The organism is Blastococcus sp. SYSU DS0669, from assembly GCF_054050895.1.
This window is the reverse complement of record NZ_JBJHAE010000001.1, coordinates 51,639-65,883: the sequence shown is the minus strand read 5'-3', so window position 1 is coordinate 65,883 and position 14,245 is coordinate 51,639. Positions and strand designations below refer to the sequence as shown.

The window sequence follows — 14,245 nt, the reverse complement described above, 5'->3', positions numbered from 1 at the left end:
GGCGCGGCCCCCGCCGGTCAGCCCGCGGCCGCGCCGATGAGCTCGCGGTCGGGTTCGGCGCCCCGGTCCGGCCCCCGGGCCAGCCGGCTCGGCCACCACACCCGGTCGCCGAGGAGGTGCACGGCGGCCGGCACCACCAGGGAGCGCACCACGAAGGTGTCCAGCAGCACGCCGAAGCCGACGAGGAACGCCAGCTGCACCAGGAACAGCAGCGGCAGCACCGACAGCGCGCCGAAGGTCGCGGCCAGCACCAGGCCCGCCGACGTGATGACCCCGCCGGTGACCGCCAGGGCCCGCAGGACGCCGTCCCGCGTGCCGTGCCGCGTGGCCTCCTCGCGGGCCCGGGTCATGAGGAAGATGTTGTAGTCGATCCCGAGCGCGACGAGGAACACGAAGGCGATCAGCAGGATCGTGGGATCGCTGCCGGGGAAGCCGAAGACGCCGTCGAACAGCAGCGCGGCGACGCCGACGGTGGCGCCGACGCTGAGCACCACGGTGCCGAGGAGCAGCAGCGGGGCCACGAGGGAGCGCAGCAGCAGCGCGAGGACCACGGTGATCACCACCAGCACGGCGGGCACGATCACCTGGAGGTCGCGTGCGGCGGTCTCGCGGGTGTCCAGGTTGCTCGCGGTGTCGCCCCCGACGAGGGCGGCGGGGTCGGCGCCGTCCAGGCTCGTGCGCAGGTCCTGCACCGTCTCGATGGCCTCGACGCTGTCGGCTGGGACGGCGAGCACGACGTCGAGCCGGACCAGCCCGTCGACCACCAGCGGCTCGGCTCCCGGCTGCGGCGGCCCCTCCGCCCCGGTGAAGGGCAGCACGGCGGCCACCCCCTCGGTCGCCGCGGCCGCCTCGGCGACGGCGGGCCAGTTCTCCTCCGGGGTCAGGACCACCGTGGGGCTGCCGGCCCCGGCGGGGAAGTGGCGGCCCAGGGCCTCCTGCCCCGCGACGGCGTCGGACTCGCCCCGGATCGCGTCGGAGAACGTGATGCCGCTGGCGTCGTAGGCCGGCGCGAACACGGCGGCGGCGACGAGCGCGAGCGTGCTGAGCGCGAGGACCCGGCGCGGCCGGCGGCCGACCAGCGCGGCGACCCGCTGCCAGCCACGGCCCTCCGGCGGCTGCACCCCGTACGCCGGGCGGAACGGCCAGAAGGCGGCCCGGCCGAGCAGGGTCAGCGCCGCCGGGAGGAAGGTGAGCGCGGCGACGACCGCGAGGGTCACGCTCACCGCCGAGATCGGGCCGAGGCCCCGGTTCGAGCCCAGGTCGGAGAGCAGCAGGCAGAGGACGCCCAGGACGACGGTGGCCCCCGAGGCGACGATCGGCTCCCACGACCGGCGCAACGCCGTCCCCATCGCGGCGTACGCGGACTGCTGGGACCGGAGCTCCTCGCGGAAGCGGGCCACCAGGAGCAGCCCGTAGTCCGTGGCCGCACCCACCACCAGGATCGCGGCGATGCCCTGGCTCTGGCCGTTGACGGTGATGGCGCCGGCGTCGGCCAGCAGGTAGGCGACGGCGTTGGCCGCGGTGAGGGCGAGCCCGGCGGTGCCGATGACCAGGAAGGGCAGGATCGGGCTGCGGTACACGACGAGGAGGATCAGCAGCACCACGCCGAAGGCGGCGGCCAGCAGCAGCCCGTCGATGCCGGCGAAGCCGTTGGCGAAGTCGGCGAAGATCCCGCCGGGGCCGGTGACGTAGGAGTCGGTGCCCTCGACCGGCAGGGTGTCGCGGAGGTCGGCGACGACGGGGATGATCTCGTCGCCGAGCTCGGGGCTCAGCGGCAGGACCGCCTGCACCGCCTCGCCGTCCTGCGAGGGGATCGGCGGGCTGGGCTCGCCGGCCAGCGCGTCGGCCTCGCGGGCGACGTCGGCGGCCTGCTGCACCCGCTCGGCGATGGTGGCGAGGGTTGCGGGGTCGATGCCGCCCTCGCCCTCCCACAGCAGGATCGCCGGGATCGACTGCGTCGGCGCGAAGCCCTGCTGCAGCTCCTGCACCCGTGTGCTCTCCGCGCTGTCGGGCAGGAACGCGGCGACGTCGTTCTCCTGCAGGCCGGTGAGCCCGGCGCCCAGGGCGCTGAGCGGGCCGGCGCCGCCGAGCCAGACGACGAGGACCAGGAGCGGGAGGATCCAGCGGGCGGAGCGGCGGCCGGGCATGATTCCCCTAGATGCTCGATCATCTCGATCGTCGAGATGATAGGACGGCGGGACCACGATGGCGAGTGGAGGTGCGGTGGCCGAGGACGTCGACCGGCAGGAGCTCGCACTGCTCCTTCGCCGGCTGACCGTGGAGCTGGATGCGGTCGGGCAGCGGTTCGCCGATCTGCACGGGCTCGGGCGCACCGACGTCCGGGCGCTCGTGGCCGTCATGGACGCCGCGCGGCGCGGGGAGGCGCTCACCGCCGGGCGGCTCGGGTCGGCCGTGGAGCTGAGCTCGGCGTCGGTGACCGCGCTGGTCGACCGGCTGGAGCGGGCCGGTCACCTGCGCCGGGTGCGGGACGACGCCGACCGCCGTCGGGTGACCCTGGAGATGTCGGCCGGTTCGATGGCTGCCGGCGCGGAGTTCTTCGGCGGGCTGCAGCGGGACCTGCTCGCCGCGATGGAGGGGTTCTCGGACGACGAGCTCACCGTCGTCCGCCGGTTCCTCCTGGGGATGACCGAGGTGATCGAGGCGCACGCCCGCGACGCCCCGTGACCGTGCGGCCCCTCGCAGGGTCCCGCCCTGAGCGCGCGAAGGGCGGGGGCGAGGGGGTCCTGTCTCAGAGGTAGAGGCCGGTCGACTCCTCGATGCGCTCGGCGGCGACGGCGTGCACGTCCCGCTCGCGCAGGATGACCAGGTCCTCGCCGTGCACCTCGACCTCGTGCTGGTCCTCGGGGGAGAAGAGCACCTGGTCGCCGACCTTCACCTGCCGGACGCTGGGCCCGACCCCCTTGGCCTCGCCCCAGACCAGCCGCTTGGCGACCTGGGCGGTCGCGGGGATGAGGATGCCGCCGGTCGAGCGCCGCTCGCCGTCCTCCCGGCGCAGCGACACCAGGATGCGGTCGTGCAGCATCTTGATCGGCAGCCGTCCGGCGCTGTTCTCGGGCACGGGGGGCAAGGCTACGTTCACCCCCAGCCGAGCTCGTGGAGGCGGTCCTCCTCGATGCCGAAGTGGTGCGCGATCTCGTGGACGACGGTGATCGTCACCTCGTCGACCACCTCGTCCTCGGTCTCGCAGATGTCGCAGATCGCCTCGCGGTAGATCATGATCCGGTCGGGCAGCGCCCCGCCGTAGTCCCAGCCGCGCTCGGTCAGCGCGTAGCCCTCGTAGAGCCCGAGCAGCTCGGGCTCGTCGGGGTTCCGGTCCTCGACCAGGACGACGACGTTGTCCAGCAGCGCCATCAGCTCGGGCGGCACCTGGTCCAGCGCGTCGGCGACGAGGTCCTCGAAGACCGGGAGCGGGAGCGGCGTCACCAGCTGGTCGGCAGCGGCCGGCCCTCCTCGTACCCGGCCGAGCTCTGCACCCCCAGCACCGCCCGCTCGTGCAGCTCGTCGACGGTGCGCGCACCGGCGTAGGTGCAGGAGGAGCGCACGCCGGCGACGATCTGGTCGATCAGGTCCTCGACGCCGGGGCGCTGGGGGTCCAGGTACATGCGGGAGGAGGAGATGCCCTCCTCGAACAGCCCGGCCCGCGCCCGTTCGAAGCCGCTCTGCGTCGCCGTCCGTGCCTTGACCGCGCGCGCCGACGCCATCCCGAAGGACTCCTTGTACAGCCGGCCGGCGTCGTCGTGGATGTCGCCGGCGCTCTCGAAGGTGCCGGCGAACCAGGAGCCCACCATCACGTTCGCCGCGCCGGCCGCCAGCGCCAGGGCGATGTCGCGGGGGTGCCGCACGCCGCCGTCGGCCCACACGTGCTTGCCCAGCGAGCGGGCCTCGGCGGCGCACTCCTCGACGGCGGAGAACTGCGGTCGCCCCACCCCGGTCATCATCCGGGTGGTGCACATGGCGCCCGGGCCCACGCCGACCTTGACCACGTCGGCGCCGGCCTCGACCAGGTCGCGGGTGCCCTGCGCCGTCACCACGTTGCCGGCGACGACCGGCACGGAGCCGGCGACCGAGCGGACCGCGCGCACCGCCTCGATCGCCTTCTCCTGGTGCCCGTGCGCGGTGTCGACGACCAGCACGTCGACGCCGGCGGCCAGGAGTGCGCCGGCCTTGCCGGCGACGTCGCCGTTGATGCCGACGGCGGCCGAGGTGAGCAGGTGCCCGTCGGCGTTCACCGCCGGGAGGTAGAGCGAGGAGCGCAGCGCGCCCTTGCGGGTGATGACCCCGACCAGGCGGTCGCCCTCGACCACGGGGGCGGCGCTCACCCGCTCGCCGGAGAGCACGTCGAAGATCTTGGTGAGGTCGGTACCGGCCGGGATCGTCAGCGGCTGCCGGGTCATCACCTCGGAGAGCTGGGTGAAGCGGTCGACGCCCTGGCACTGCCCGTCGGTGACGACGCCGACCGGGGAGCCGCCCTCGACCACGACGACGATGCCGTGGGCGCGCTTGGTCAGCAGCGACAGCGCCTCGCCCACCGTGGACGTGGGGGAGAGGGTGATCGGGGTGTCGTAGACGGGGTGCCGGGTCTTGACCCAGGAGACGACCTCGGCGACGACGTCGACCGGGATGTCCTGCGGCAGGACGGCGAGGCCGCCGCGGCGGGCCACCGTCTCGGCCATGCGGCGGCCCGAGATCGCCGTCATGTTGGCCACGACGATCGGGATCGTGGTGCCCACGCCGTCGGGCGTGCGCAGGTCGACCTCCAGCCGCGACCCGACGGTGGAGCGCGCCGGCACCATGAAGACGTCGGAGTAGGTGAGGTCGTGCGAGGGCCGCTGCAGGAAGCGCATGGGGCCCATTGTCCCCGATCCCCGGCCCGGCCCGTGGTGCCCTGCGGGCTGTACCTCTCTGCCCCGCCCGGGTGGGCAGAGAGGTACTGCTCGGGTGGGGACCTCCGGGGTGGGTGGAGCGGGCGAGGAGCCGGATCGCGGCCGGCGTCGACCACGAGCAGTGGACGCGGTGGCAGGACGCGCTCCTCGACCAACGTCTCCGGTCAGTACAGCGAGCGCGCGGGGGCGAGCTGCCTTCGCCGCGGGTCCGCGGCGAAGCCCACGCGCGGCATGGCCGACCACACCGGGTCGCGGGAGGTCAGCGCCGCCACCAGGCCGCGCAGCCGGAACCAGGCGTGCGCCTGCCGGTACCCCACGTTCTCGACGAGGGCGGCCAGCAGGAGGGCGCACAGGTCCCGCCCCCGCCGGTACCGGTGGTAGGTCAGCTCCTCGACGGCGATGGCCGTGGTCGACAGCAGCGTCCCGACGGCGAGCGCCAGCCCGACCATCAGCGCGGCGGTGCCGTGGTCGAGGATGCCCAGCCCCGCGGCCAGGACGACCGAGGCCAGCCCGAACACCTCCACGACCGGGCCCAGCAGCTCGAACAGCACGAAGAACGGCAGCGCCATCGTGCCGACGGCGCCGAAGCGCGGGTTGCCGACCATCCGCCGGTGCTTCCACAGCAGCTGCGCCAGCCCGTGCGACCAGCGCCGCCGCTGCCGCGCCAGCACACCCCACGTCTCGGGGACCTCGGTCCAGCAGACCGGCTCGGGGACGAAGACGACGCGGTGCGGCGCGCCGGCCCGGCGCTGGTGCTCGATCAGGCTGATGACCAGCTCGGCGTCCTCGGCCAGGGACCGGGCGTCCAGCCCGCCGATCTCCAGCAGCAGGTCGCGGCGGAACAGCCCGAAGGCGCCGGAGATGATCAGCAGCGCGTTGGCGTCGGCCCAGCCCGTGCGACCGAGCAGGAACGAGCGCAGGTACTCCACCGCCTGGATGCGGACCAGCCAGTTGCGCGACAACCGCGGCTCCAGCACGGTCCCGCGGTCGGTGACGGCGCCGTTGGCCGCGCGGATCACCCCGCCGGCGGCGATGACGTTCGCCGGGTCCTCCACGAACGGGCGGGCCACCCGCAGCAGCGCGTCCTCCTCCAGCAGCGAGTCGGCGTCGACCATGCAGACCAGCGGGTGGCGGGCGACGTTCAGCGCCGCGTTGAGGGCGTCGGAGCGGCGGCCGACGCTGGTCTTGCGGACGACGACCAGCGGGTCGCCGGTGGTGGCCCGGTGCACCGAGAGGATCTCGCCGTCGACCGGGAGCTCCGCGGTGCGGCGAGGGGCGATCTCGGTGAGCCCGTAGCGCTCGGCGACCAGCGCGAAGGTCCGGTCGGTGGAGCCGTCGTCGACGAGCACCACCTCGAGCGCCGGGTAGCGCTGGCCGAGGGCCGCGCGCAGCGTGTCGAGGATGCCCGCCTCCTCGTCGTGCGCCGGGATCAGCAGCGAGACGGCCGGGGTGAGCGGGCTGGCGAAGATCTCGCCGTGCCCCTCGGCACCGCGCCACCGGCGGGCCTCGGCGACCCGCCGGGCTCCCAGGAGCACCAGGGCCAGCATGCTCAGGTCGAGCAGCAGCGTGTAGCCGAGGACGGTCCAGCTCGCGGTCAGGACGACGTCGGTGAGGAGGCCGCTCACCGGGCACCGACCGGCTCGGGACGGCGCAGCCCGCCGTCGAGCTCGTCGAGCGCGGCCCGGGCGACGTCGGCGGCGGCCCCGGGGCCGTCGGCCACCTCGCGGAGGGCGAGGCGCCCCTCGGCGCCGAGCCGGCCGAGCGCATCGGCGCAGGCGCTGCGGACGGCGATCCCGGGGGCGGCCAGGCCGGCGAGCAGCGGGATGGTCGCGACCGGGTCGCCGACCCGCCCGAGGGCCTCGGCGCTGGTGCGCTGGAGCCGGGCGTCGGGGGAGTGGGTCAGCGCGGCGACGAGCGGCTCGGTCGACGTCGGCGAGCCGATGCGGCCGAGCGCGGCGGCCGCGGCACGGCGTACGCCGAGGTCCTCCCGGACGTCGCGGAGCAGGTCCTCGAGCAGCGGGGCGGCGGAGGCGTCGCCGTGCACGCCGAGCAGCTCGGCCACGAGCTCGCGGGCGACGCCGCGGGAGCCGGCGAGGGCGTCGCGCAGCACGGGGAGGGCCGCGGTCCCCAGGTCGAGCAGGGCCATGCCGACGACGCCGTGGGGCAGGCCGCCGGCGCCCCGGGTGGCCCGGAGGAGGGGGTCGACGGCGGCGGGGTCGCCGGCCTTGCCGAGGGCGCGGGCCGCGGCGCAGCGCACCTCGAGCGAGCGGTCGCGCAGCAGCGGGGTCATCGCCGCGACGTGCGAGGTCCCCGCGGCGGAGCCCAGCAGGGTCACCGCGCGGCCGCGCCGCCAGGGCGTGCGCGCCGAGAGGTCGGCGACCGCGCAGGCCACGACGCCCCGCTCGGTCAGCAGCCGGCGGAGCACCTCGCGGCCGCTGCCGCGGAGCTGGGGGAGGAGCTCCAGCACGATGGCGTCGAGCTCGGCGGGCGCGCCGACGGCCTCGGGGAGGGGCGCGCCGCCCGCGGGGCCGTCGTCCAGCAGGGCGTGCACCAGCGGGGTGAGCTCCCGCTTGCGCCGGGCGTCCCGGGCGACGCGGCGTCCGCGCAGGAGGTGGGCTGCCCCGACCAGGACCAGCAGGACGACGATCAGCGCGGTCACCGCCGCCCCGGCCACGAGCGCCGGTGCGAGCGGGACGGTCACGTGACGACGCTGCCCGGCGGCAGGGCCGCGGTGACGCGGCTGACCAGCTCACGGGTGCTGAACGGCTTGGCGACGAAGTCGGTGGCCCCCGCGGCGAACCCCCGCTCCAGGTCCGGCTCCTGGGCCTTGGCCGTCAGCAGCAGCACGGGGGTGCGGGCGAGCGCGGCGTCGCCGTCCTCGCGCAGGGCGCGGCACACCTCCAGGCCGTTCATCCGCGGCATCATCCAGTCGAGGACGACGAGGTCCGGGCGCAGCTCGCGGGCGGCCGCCAGGCCGGCCTCGCCGTCGCGCTCGACCGACACCTCGAGGCCCATCCGGCCGAGGCGGAACGCGACGAGGTCGGCGATGACGGGGTCGTCGTCGACGACGAGCACGTGGGTCATGGGGCTCCGATCGGAGGGGGCGGACCTCCCCGGCATCGGCACGCACGGCGCGGAACTGAAGCGTCCCGGGCCGGGCCGTCGGGCCTCAAGGACGCGGGCCCGGCGGCCGACACCACAGGGGTGCGCCCCTCCCCCCGTCCCCTGACCGACGCCGACGACGCCCGCCCGCTGCGGGCGCTGCTGCGCCGGCCGATGCTGGTCGCGCTCGCCGCCCTCACCACGGTGGCCCTGACGACGCTGGGGCTCGCCCTGCTGGTGGTCACGGTGATCGGCCCCCGGATCGATCGGACCGACGCCATGCTCGCGACCCTCCAGGACGGGCACGTCGCGATGCTGAACCAGGAGACGGGGCTGCGCGGGTTCCTGGTGACCCGCGAGGTGCGGTTCCTCAAGCCGTACTGGGACGGCGTCGACGCCCTCCGGCGGAGCGACGCCGCGCTGGACCGCATGGCCCCGGGGGACGCCGAGTTCGCCGCCGTCGTCGCCGACCTGCGGGCCGCGCAGCAGCAGTTCATCACCGACTGGGCCGAGCCCGTCCTCCGGACCCAGCCCGCCGTCGGCGACACCGCCGCCCTGAGCGCGCTGCTGGTGCGCGACAAGGCCCTGTTCGACCGGTACCGGGAGGTGCAGGGCGAGGCGCGCGCCCTCATGCAGGAGCGGCGCGAGCAGGCGACCGGGCAGCGGAACGCCGTCGTGCTGGGCGGAGCCGGGCTGGGGCTGGTCGTGGCCGTCGTCGTGGCGCTGGCCGTCCGCCGGGCCAACCGGCGGCTGGCCGCCCAGCTGCTGCCCCCGACCCGCGAGGTGCGGGACGCGCTGGAGGCGCTCGCCTCCGGCAACCTGGACCGCCGGGCCCCCGAGGCCGGGCCCGCCGAGCTGCGCGCCATCGCCGGTGACGTGAACGCCCTGGGCCGAGCGCTGCGGGAGCGCGGCGAGCAGGTCGCCGCCCGGGAGACGCAACTGGTCGCCGCCCGCGACGAGGCCGAGCGCGCCGGCCAGGCCAAGACCGCCTTCCTCGCCACCATGAGCCACGAGATCCGGACGCCGCTGAACGCCGTCCTCGGGCTCACCGACCTCCTGCTGACGACGTCGCTCACCGACGAGCAGCGCGGGCACCTGGAGACCGTCTCGCGCAGCGGCGACAGCCTGCTGGCGCTGATCAACGACATCCTCGACTTCTCCAAGATCGAGGCCGGCGAGCTGGACCTGGAGCAGGCGCCCTTCGACGTCGCCGGGCTCGTGTACGACGTCGCGCAGCTGCTCGCGCCCCAGGCGGCGGGCAAGGGGCTGGACCTGCTGGTCGACGTCCCGGTCACCTGCTCGTGGCGGGCCGTCGGCGACGCCGCCCGGCTGCGACAGGTGCTCACCAACCTGCTCGGCAACGCGGTCAAGTTCACCAGCTCGGGCCAGGTGCTGGTCAGCCTCGCCGGCCAGGAGACCGACGGGGTGCTGACCTGCCGGCTGGCGGTGAGCGACACGGGCATCGGCATCCCGGCCGCCCAGCGGGACCGGCTGTTCCGGTCCTTCAACCAGGGCGACGCCTCGATCACCCGCTCCTACGGCGGCACCGGCCTGGGCCTGGCGATCAGCCAGCGGATCGCCCGGGCGATGGGCGGCGACATCGGCGTCGACAGCACGGAGGGCAGCGGCTCGACGTTCACCGTCACCGTGCAGCTGCCGGTCGCCCCGCCGGCGCCGGAGGACGACCGCAGCGGCAGCCTCGCCGGCCGGCGGCTGCTGCTGGTCGACGACAACCCGACCAACCTGCGGATCCTCGAGCACCAGCTGGGCCGGGCCGGGGCGACCTGCGTCCACGCCGGTAGCGGGGCGGCCGCGCTCGAGCAGGTCGAGAGCGGGGACTTCGACGCCTGCCTCCTCGACCTGCACATGCCGTTCATGGACGGCGAGGAGCTGGCCCGCCGGCTGCGCGCCCACCCGCGGGCGGGCCGCATGCCGCTGGTGCTGCTCAGCAGTGCCGCGCACATCCCCTGCGACGGCGGCGCGACATTCGAGGCGCGGCTGCACAAGCCGGTCCGCCCGGAGCGCCTCGTGCAGACGCTGCGCTCGGTGCTGCAGCGGGACGGGGCCGCCGCGCCCGATGCCGGGGGCGCGCAGCCGTACGGGACCGGGGTCGCGGGGCAGCGGCTGCGGGTGCTCGTCGCCGAGGACCACGCGGTCAACGCGCACCTGATCGGGCTCTACCTGCGCCAGCTCGGGCACGACGGCGTGCACGTGGAGAACGGCGCGCTCGCGGTGGAGGCGGTGCGCACGGAGCGCTACGACGTCGTCCTGATGGACGCGCAGATGCCGGTGATGGGCGGGGTGGACGCCACGGCGGCGATCCGCGCCCTCGACGTGCGGCAGCCGGCCGTCATCGCCGTGACGGCCAGCGTGCTGGCCAGCGACCGCACCGCCTTCCACACCGCGGGCGCGGACGAGTTCCTGACCAAGCCCGTCCGCATGGGGGCGCTCGGCGACGCGCTGGAGCGGGTCGCCACCGGGCGCCCCAGCGGCATCCCGGCGCCGGCACCCGTCGCGGTGCCCGCCGCGCCCCCGGCCGACGACGACGCCCTGGACGCGGAGACGGTGGCGGAGCTCCGCGACCTCGGCGAGGACGGCTTCCAGCACCTCTACCGCCAGTACGCGGACGCGCTCGCGGAGACGGTGGCGGCGCTGCTGGCGGCCGACGTCACCACGGACGCCGACGACGAGGCCGGCCTCCCCCGGCTGGCCCACCGCCTCAAGGGCAGCAGCGCCGCCATGGGGGCGCTGCGGCTGGCCGACCTCTGCCACCGCCTGGAGGACGCCGGCGCGGCGCCGGGGGACCGGGACGAGGTGCTCGGCGCGCTGCGCGACGAGAGCCGGCGGGTGCACGCCGCCGTCACGACCCTGCTCGACGCCCCGTGACCGCGACCCCGCGCCGCCGGGTCCCCCGCCGCTCGACACGTCGTCCGGCCCCGGGTGACACCATGGCGACGTGATCGACCTGCGCCTGGTACGCGAGCACCCCGACGTCGTCCGTGCCAGCCAGCGCGCCCGGGGCGCCGACGAGTCCCTGGTCGACGCGCTCCTGGCCGCGGACGCGGCAAGGCGGGACGCGGTGAAGCGCGGCGACGACCTGCGCGGCGAGCAGAAGAGTGCCTCGCAGGCGGTCAAGAAGGCGACCCCCGAGGAGCGTCCCGCCGTCCTCGAGCGGGCCAAGGCCCTGGCCGCGGAGGTCAAGGAGGCCGAGGAGGCGCAGCGCGCCGCCGACGCGGCGCTGCGCGAGGTCCACCTGCGCATCCCGAACGTGGTCGCCGACGAGGTCCCGCCCGGCGGTGAGGACGACGCGGTGACGATGCGCACCGTGGGCGAGGTGCCCGCCTACGACTTCCCGCCGCGCGACCACATCGAGATCGGGGAGAAGCTCGGCGCGATCGACATGGAGCGCGGGGCGAAGGTCTCGGGCTCCCGCTTCTACTTCCTCACCGGGCCCGGTGCGCTGCTGGAGTTCGCGCTGGCCCAGCTGGCGATCAGCCGCGCGGTCGCCGCCGGCTTCACCCCGGTGATCGCCCCCGCGCTGGTCAAGCCCAGCGCCATGGAGGGCACCGGCTTCCTCGGCGAGCACGACGAGGAGGTCTACCGGATCGAGCGCGACGACCTGTACCTCGTCGGTACCTCCGAGGTCGCCCTGGCCGGCATGCACGCGAACGAGGTGATCGACCTCTCGTCGGGGCCGCGGCGCTACGCCGGCTGGTCGTCCTGCTTCCGCCGGGAGGCCGGGTCCTACGGCAAGGACACCCGCGGCATCATCCGCGTGCACTGGTTCGACAAGGTCGAGATGTTCAGCTTCTGCCGGCCCGAGGAGACCGAGGCCGAGCACCTGCGCCTGCTGGCGTGGGAGGAGGAGTTCCTCCAGGCCCTCGAGCTGCCCTACCGCGTCGTCGACATCGCCGCCGGCGACCTGGGCACCAGCGCCACCCGCAAGTACGACATCGAGGCCTGGTTCCCCACCCAGGGCACCTACCGGGAGCTGACCTCGACCTCGGACTGCACCACGTTCCAGGCCCGCCGGCTGAACATCCGCTACCGCGACGCCGACGGGAAGAACCAGATCGCGGCCACCCTCAACGGCACGCTCTGCGCCATCGCCCGCACCATCGCCTGCCTGCTCGAGGTGCACCAGCGGGCCGACGGGTCGGTGCACGTGCCGGTCGCGCTGCGCCCCTGGCTGGGCGGCGTCGAGACGCTGACCCCGGGCATGGCGCTGGTGCCCCCGGTGCCGACCGCATGACGGCCCGCACGCCGCGGGCGGTCCGCGCTCACGGCGTCCTCGAGGGGGCGGACACCGTGGTCGAGCTGGGCGACCTGGGCACCTGGCGGCCCAAGCTGGTGGCCAGCGACCTCGACGGCACGCTGCTGGGGCGCGACGGCGAGGTGAGCCCGCGCACCCGAGCGGCGCTGGAGGCGTGCTGGGACGCCGGGATCCCGGTCATCGGCGTCACCGGCCGGGGGCCGCGGCTGCTCGACAGCGTCCGTGCGGCCCTGGACGGGCGCGGGATCGCCGTCCTCTCGCAGGGCGGGTTCGTCGTGGACCTCGAGCGGGACGAGGTGCTGCGCACCGTCGCTCTCCCGCGTGACCAGGCCGAGCGGGTGGTGGAGCAGATCGAGGAGGTCGCCGGCGACCTCGTCCTCGCCGTCGAGGACGCCGCCGAGCAGGGCGAGGTGCACGCCCGCCTGCGGGTGCAGCACGGGTTCGACTGGCCCTACCCCGAGCCGGCGCACCTGCTCCCCCGCGGCGAGGTGCTGCCCGCCGGGCCCGTGCTCAAGGTGTTCCTCCGCTCGGCCGCGCTGGGGCAGGACGAGCTGCTGGCCCGCGCCCGGTCCGTCGTCGACCCGGCCGACGCCGAGCTGACCCACGCCGGGCTCGGCTTCATCGAGGTGCTGCCTCCGGGCATCACCAAGGCCAGCGGCCTGGCGATGGCCCTGGAGCGCTACGGCGTCGGCTTCGGCGACGTCCTCGTCTTCGGCGACATGCCCAACGACCTGCCGATGCTCTCGGCGGTCAAGGACGCCGGTGGCCGGGCGGTCGCGGTGGCCAACGCCCACCCGGCGGTGAAGGCGCTCACCCCGGAGCTGACGAGCGGCCACGAGGTCGACGGGGTCGCCCGCTACCTGGAGGCGGTGCTGGGCGATGTCTGACTGGCGGCCGCGGCTGATCGCCACGGACATGGACGGCACCCTGCTGCGCTGGGACGACACGGTGAGCGAGGCGACGGTCGCCGAGCTCGCGCGCTGGCGGGCCGACGGGGTGCCCGTCGTCCTGGCCACCGGCCGGCCACCCCGCTGGATGGTCCGGATCCGGGAGGTCCTGGGCACCGGCACCGCGGTGTGCTGCAACGGCGCGGTGCTGCTCGACCTGGAGCGGCTGGAGATCCTCCACGAGGACCCGCTGCAGCCGGAGGTCCTCGAGTCGGTCACCGCCGAGCTCCGGCGGCATCAGCCCGACACCTGGTTCGCGGTCGAGTACGGCCTGGAGTTCCGTCACGAGCCGATCTACAAGCCGCGGTGGGACGTCGACGCACCCGGGGTGGCGGAGGCGACGCTGGCGGAGATGGTCGCGCAACCGGTCGCGAAGCTGCTGGCCCGGCACGAGTCGATGACCCGGGACGCCTTCGTGCGCCTGGTCGGCGACGTCGTCGGGGACCGGGCCACGGTGACCACCTCGTCGACCGACGCGCTCGCCGAGATCTCCGCGCCCGGGGTGACCAAGGCGACGGGCCTCGCCCGGGTCGCCGCCGAGCACGGGGTCGGACCCGAGGACGTCGTCGTGTTCGGCGACATGCCCAACGACATCGCCGCGTTCGAGTGGGTCCGCGCCGGCGGGGGACGGGCGGTAGCGATGGCCCACGCCCACCCGGACCTGCTCGCCGTCGCGACCGACGTCACCGGCACCAACGAGGAGGACGGCGTCGCCGCCTTCCTGTCCGCGCTCTAGGTCGGAACGAGCCCCTCCCCCCGCGCGCCGGCGCGGCCCGGCTGGGATCAGGTGACCTGATCATCGAGGGTCCTCCCTCACGGTGGGCGGTGAGGGAGGACGCGCGACGCCGAGGGAGGACGCGCCCCGGCCCGGCGCGTCCGGCGTCCCGCGACGGCGCCGTCGACCTCCGCCGTCGTGGGTGACGGTGTAGTCGGTACACCGCTCGGCTGCATTCCGGCCGTCCGCCGTCCGAAAGGAGCACGACGGTCCTCCGCCGACCGACCGACTTCACGGAAGCGAG

At 75.4% G+C, this 14,245-nt stretch carries 12 protein-coding genes; 5 read left to right on the top strand and 7 right to left on the bottom strand.

What is annotated here, in order from left to right:
• Window positions 1-17: 17 nt before the first annotated feature.
• Window positions 18-2,147 carry an MMPL family transporter gene (locus tag ACI792_RS00285; RefSeq protein ID WP_456600801.1) on the bottom strand — a complete coding sequence of 710 codons (2,130 nt, stop codon included), beginning with the start codon at window positions 2,145-2,147 and terminating at the stop codon, window positions 18-20.
• 76 nt (window positions 2,148-2,223) lie between these two features.
• Between ACI792_RS00285 and ACI792_RS00280 the strand changes: the two genes are divergently transcribed.
• On the top strand, window positions 2,224-2,685 hold the full coding sequence (locus ACI792_RS00280; RefSeq protein ID WP_456600800.1) for a MarR family transcriptional regulator: 462 nt from the start codon (window positions 2,224-2,226) through the stop codon (window positions 2,683-2,685).
• Between the two features lie 64 nt (window positions 2,686-2,749).
• On the opposite strand, the gene ACI792_RS00275 is transcribed toward ACI792_RS00280, so the two are convergent.
• The 6 genes from ACI792_RS00275 to ACI792_RS00250 form a co-directional block, all read right to left on the bottom strand.
• A complete protein-coding gene (locus ACI792_RS00275) occupies window positions 2,750-3,079 on the bottom strand; it encodes a GroES family chaperonin (RefSeq protein WP_456582476.1) in 330 nt (109 codons plus the stop codon).
• A gap of 17 nt (window positions 3,080-3,096) precedes the next feature.
• Window positions 3,097-3,444, bottom strand: coding sequence for a metallopeptidase family protein (locus ACI792_RS00270; RefSeq protein ID WP_456582475.1), 348 nt, complete (start codon window positions 3,442-3,444; stop codon window positions 3,097-3,099).
• Entirely contained in the window at window positions 3,441-4,865 is a 1,425-nt protein-coding gene (locus tag ACI792_RS00265) for a GuaB1 family IMP dehydrogenase-related protein (RefSeq protein ID WP_456600799.1), read from the bottom strand. The genes ACI792_RS00270 and ACI792_RS00265 overlap by 4 nt, the downstream gene beginning before the upstream one ends.
• Window positions 4,866-5,068: 203 nt before the next feature.
• Window positions 5,069-6,529, bottom strand: a complete 1,461-nt coding sequence (locus tag ACI792_RS00260) for a glycosyltransferase family 2 protein (RefSeq protein WP_456600798.1) — start codon at window positions 6,527-6,529, stop codon at window positions 5,069-5,071.
• The gene (locus tag ACI792_RS00255) at window positions 6,526-7,605 is read right to left on the bottom strand and encodes a HEAT repeat domain-containing protein (protein ID WP_456600797.1); all 1,080 of its coding nucleotides are present in this window, start codon (window positions 7,603-7,605) and stop codon (window positions 6,526-6,528) included. The genes ACI792_RS00260 and ACI792_RS00255 overlap by 4 nt, the downstream gene beginning before the upstream one ends.
• Window positions 7,602-7,988, bottom strand: coding sequence for a response regulator transcription factor (locus ACI792_RS00250; RefSeq protein ID WP_456600796.1), 387 nt, complete (start codon window positions 7,986-7,988; stop codon window positions 7,602-7,604). Before ACI792_RS00250 ends, ACI792_RS00255 begins: the two co-directional genes overlap by 4 nt.
• A gap of 120 nt (window positions 7,989-8,108) precedes the next feature.
• Here ACI792_RS00250 and ACI792_RS00245 point away from each other — a divergent pair, with 120 nt between their 5' ends.
• The 4 genes from ACI792_RS00245 (at window position 8,109) to ACI792_RS00230 (ending at window position 13,962) form a co-directional block, all read left to right on the top strand.
• Window positions 8,109-10,892 (top strand): response regulator, encoded by a 2,784-nt coding sequence (locus tag ACI792_RS00245; RefSeq protein WP_456600795.1) that lies wholly within the window; start codon window positions 8,109-8,111, stop codon window positions 10,890-10,892.
• Window positions 10,893-10,962: 70 nt separating this feature from the next.
• Window positions 10,963-12,258, top strand: coding sequence for a serine--tRNA ligase (gene serS / locus ACI792_RS00240; protein ID WP_456600794.1), 1,296 nt, complete (start codon window positions 10,963-10,965; stop codon window positions 12,256-12,258).
• Window positions 12,255-13,166, top strand: a complete 912-nt coding sequence (locus ACI792_RS00235; protein ID WP_456600793.1) for an HAD family hydrolase — start codon at window positions 12,255-12,257, stop codon at window positions 13,164-13,166. The genes serS and ACI792_RS00235 overlap by 4 nt, the downstream gene beginning before the upstream one ends.
• Window positions 13,159-13,962 carry an HAD family hydrolase gene (locus ACI792_RS00230; RefSeq protein WP_456600792.1) on the top strand — a complete coding sequence of 268 codons (804 nt, stop codon included), beginning with the start codon at window positions 13,159-13,161 and terminating at the stop codon, window positions 13,960-13,962. Before ACI792_RS00235 ends, ACI792_RS00230 begins: the two co-directional genes overlap by 8 nt.
• The last annotated feature ends 283 nt before the right edge of the window (window positions 13,963-14,245 follow it).

What these genes read in the sequence shown, in the direction of transcription:
- ACI792_RS00285 (WP_456600801.1), bottom strand. Translation starts at nt 2,147, where the DNA reads ATGCCCGGCCGCCGCTCCGCCCGCTGGATCCTCCCGCTCCTGGTCCTC.
- ACI792_RS00265 (WP_456600799.1), bottom strand. Translation starts at nt 4,865, where the DNA reads ATGCGCTTCCTGCAGCGGCCCTCGCACGACCTCACCTACTCCGACGTC.
- ACI792_RS00250 (WP_456600796.1), bottom strand. Translation starts at nt 7,988, where the DNA reads ATGACCCACGTGCTCGTCGTCGACGACGACCCCGTCATCGCCGACCTC.
- ACI792_RS00235 (WP_456600793.1), top strand. Translation starts at nt 12,255, where the DNA reads ATGACGGCCCGCACGCCGCGGGCGGTCCGCGCTCACGGCGTCCTCGAG.
- ACI792_RS00230 (WP_456600792.1), top strand. Translation starts at nt 13,159, where the DNA reads ATGTCTGACTGGCGGCCGCGGCTGATCGCCACGGACATGGACGGCACC.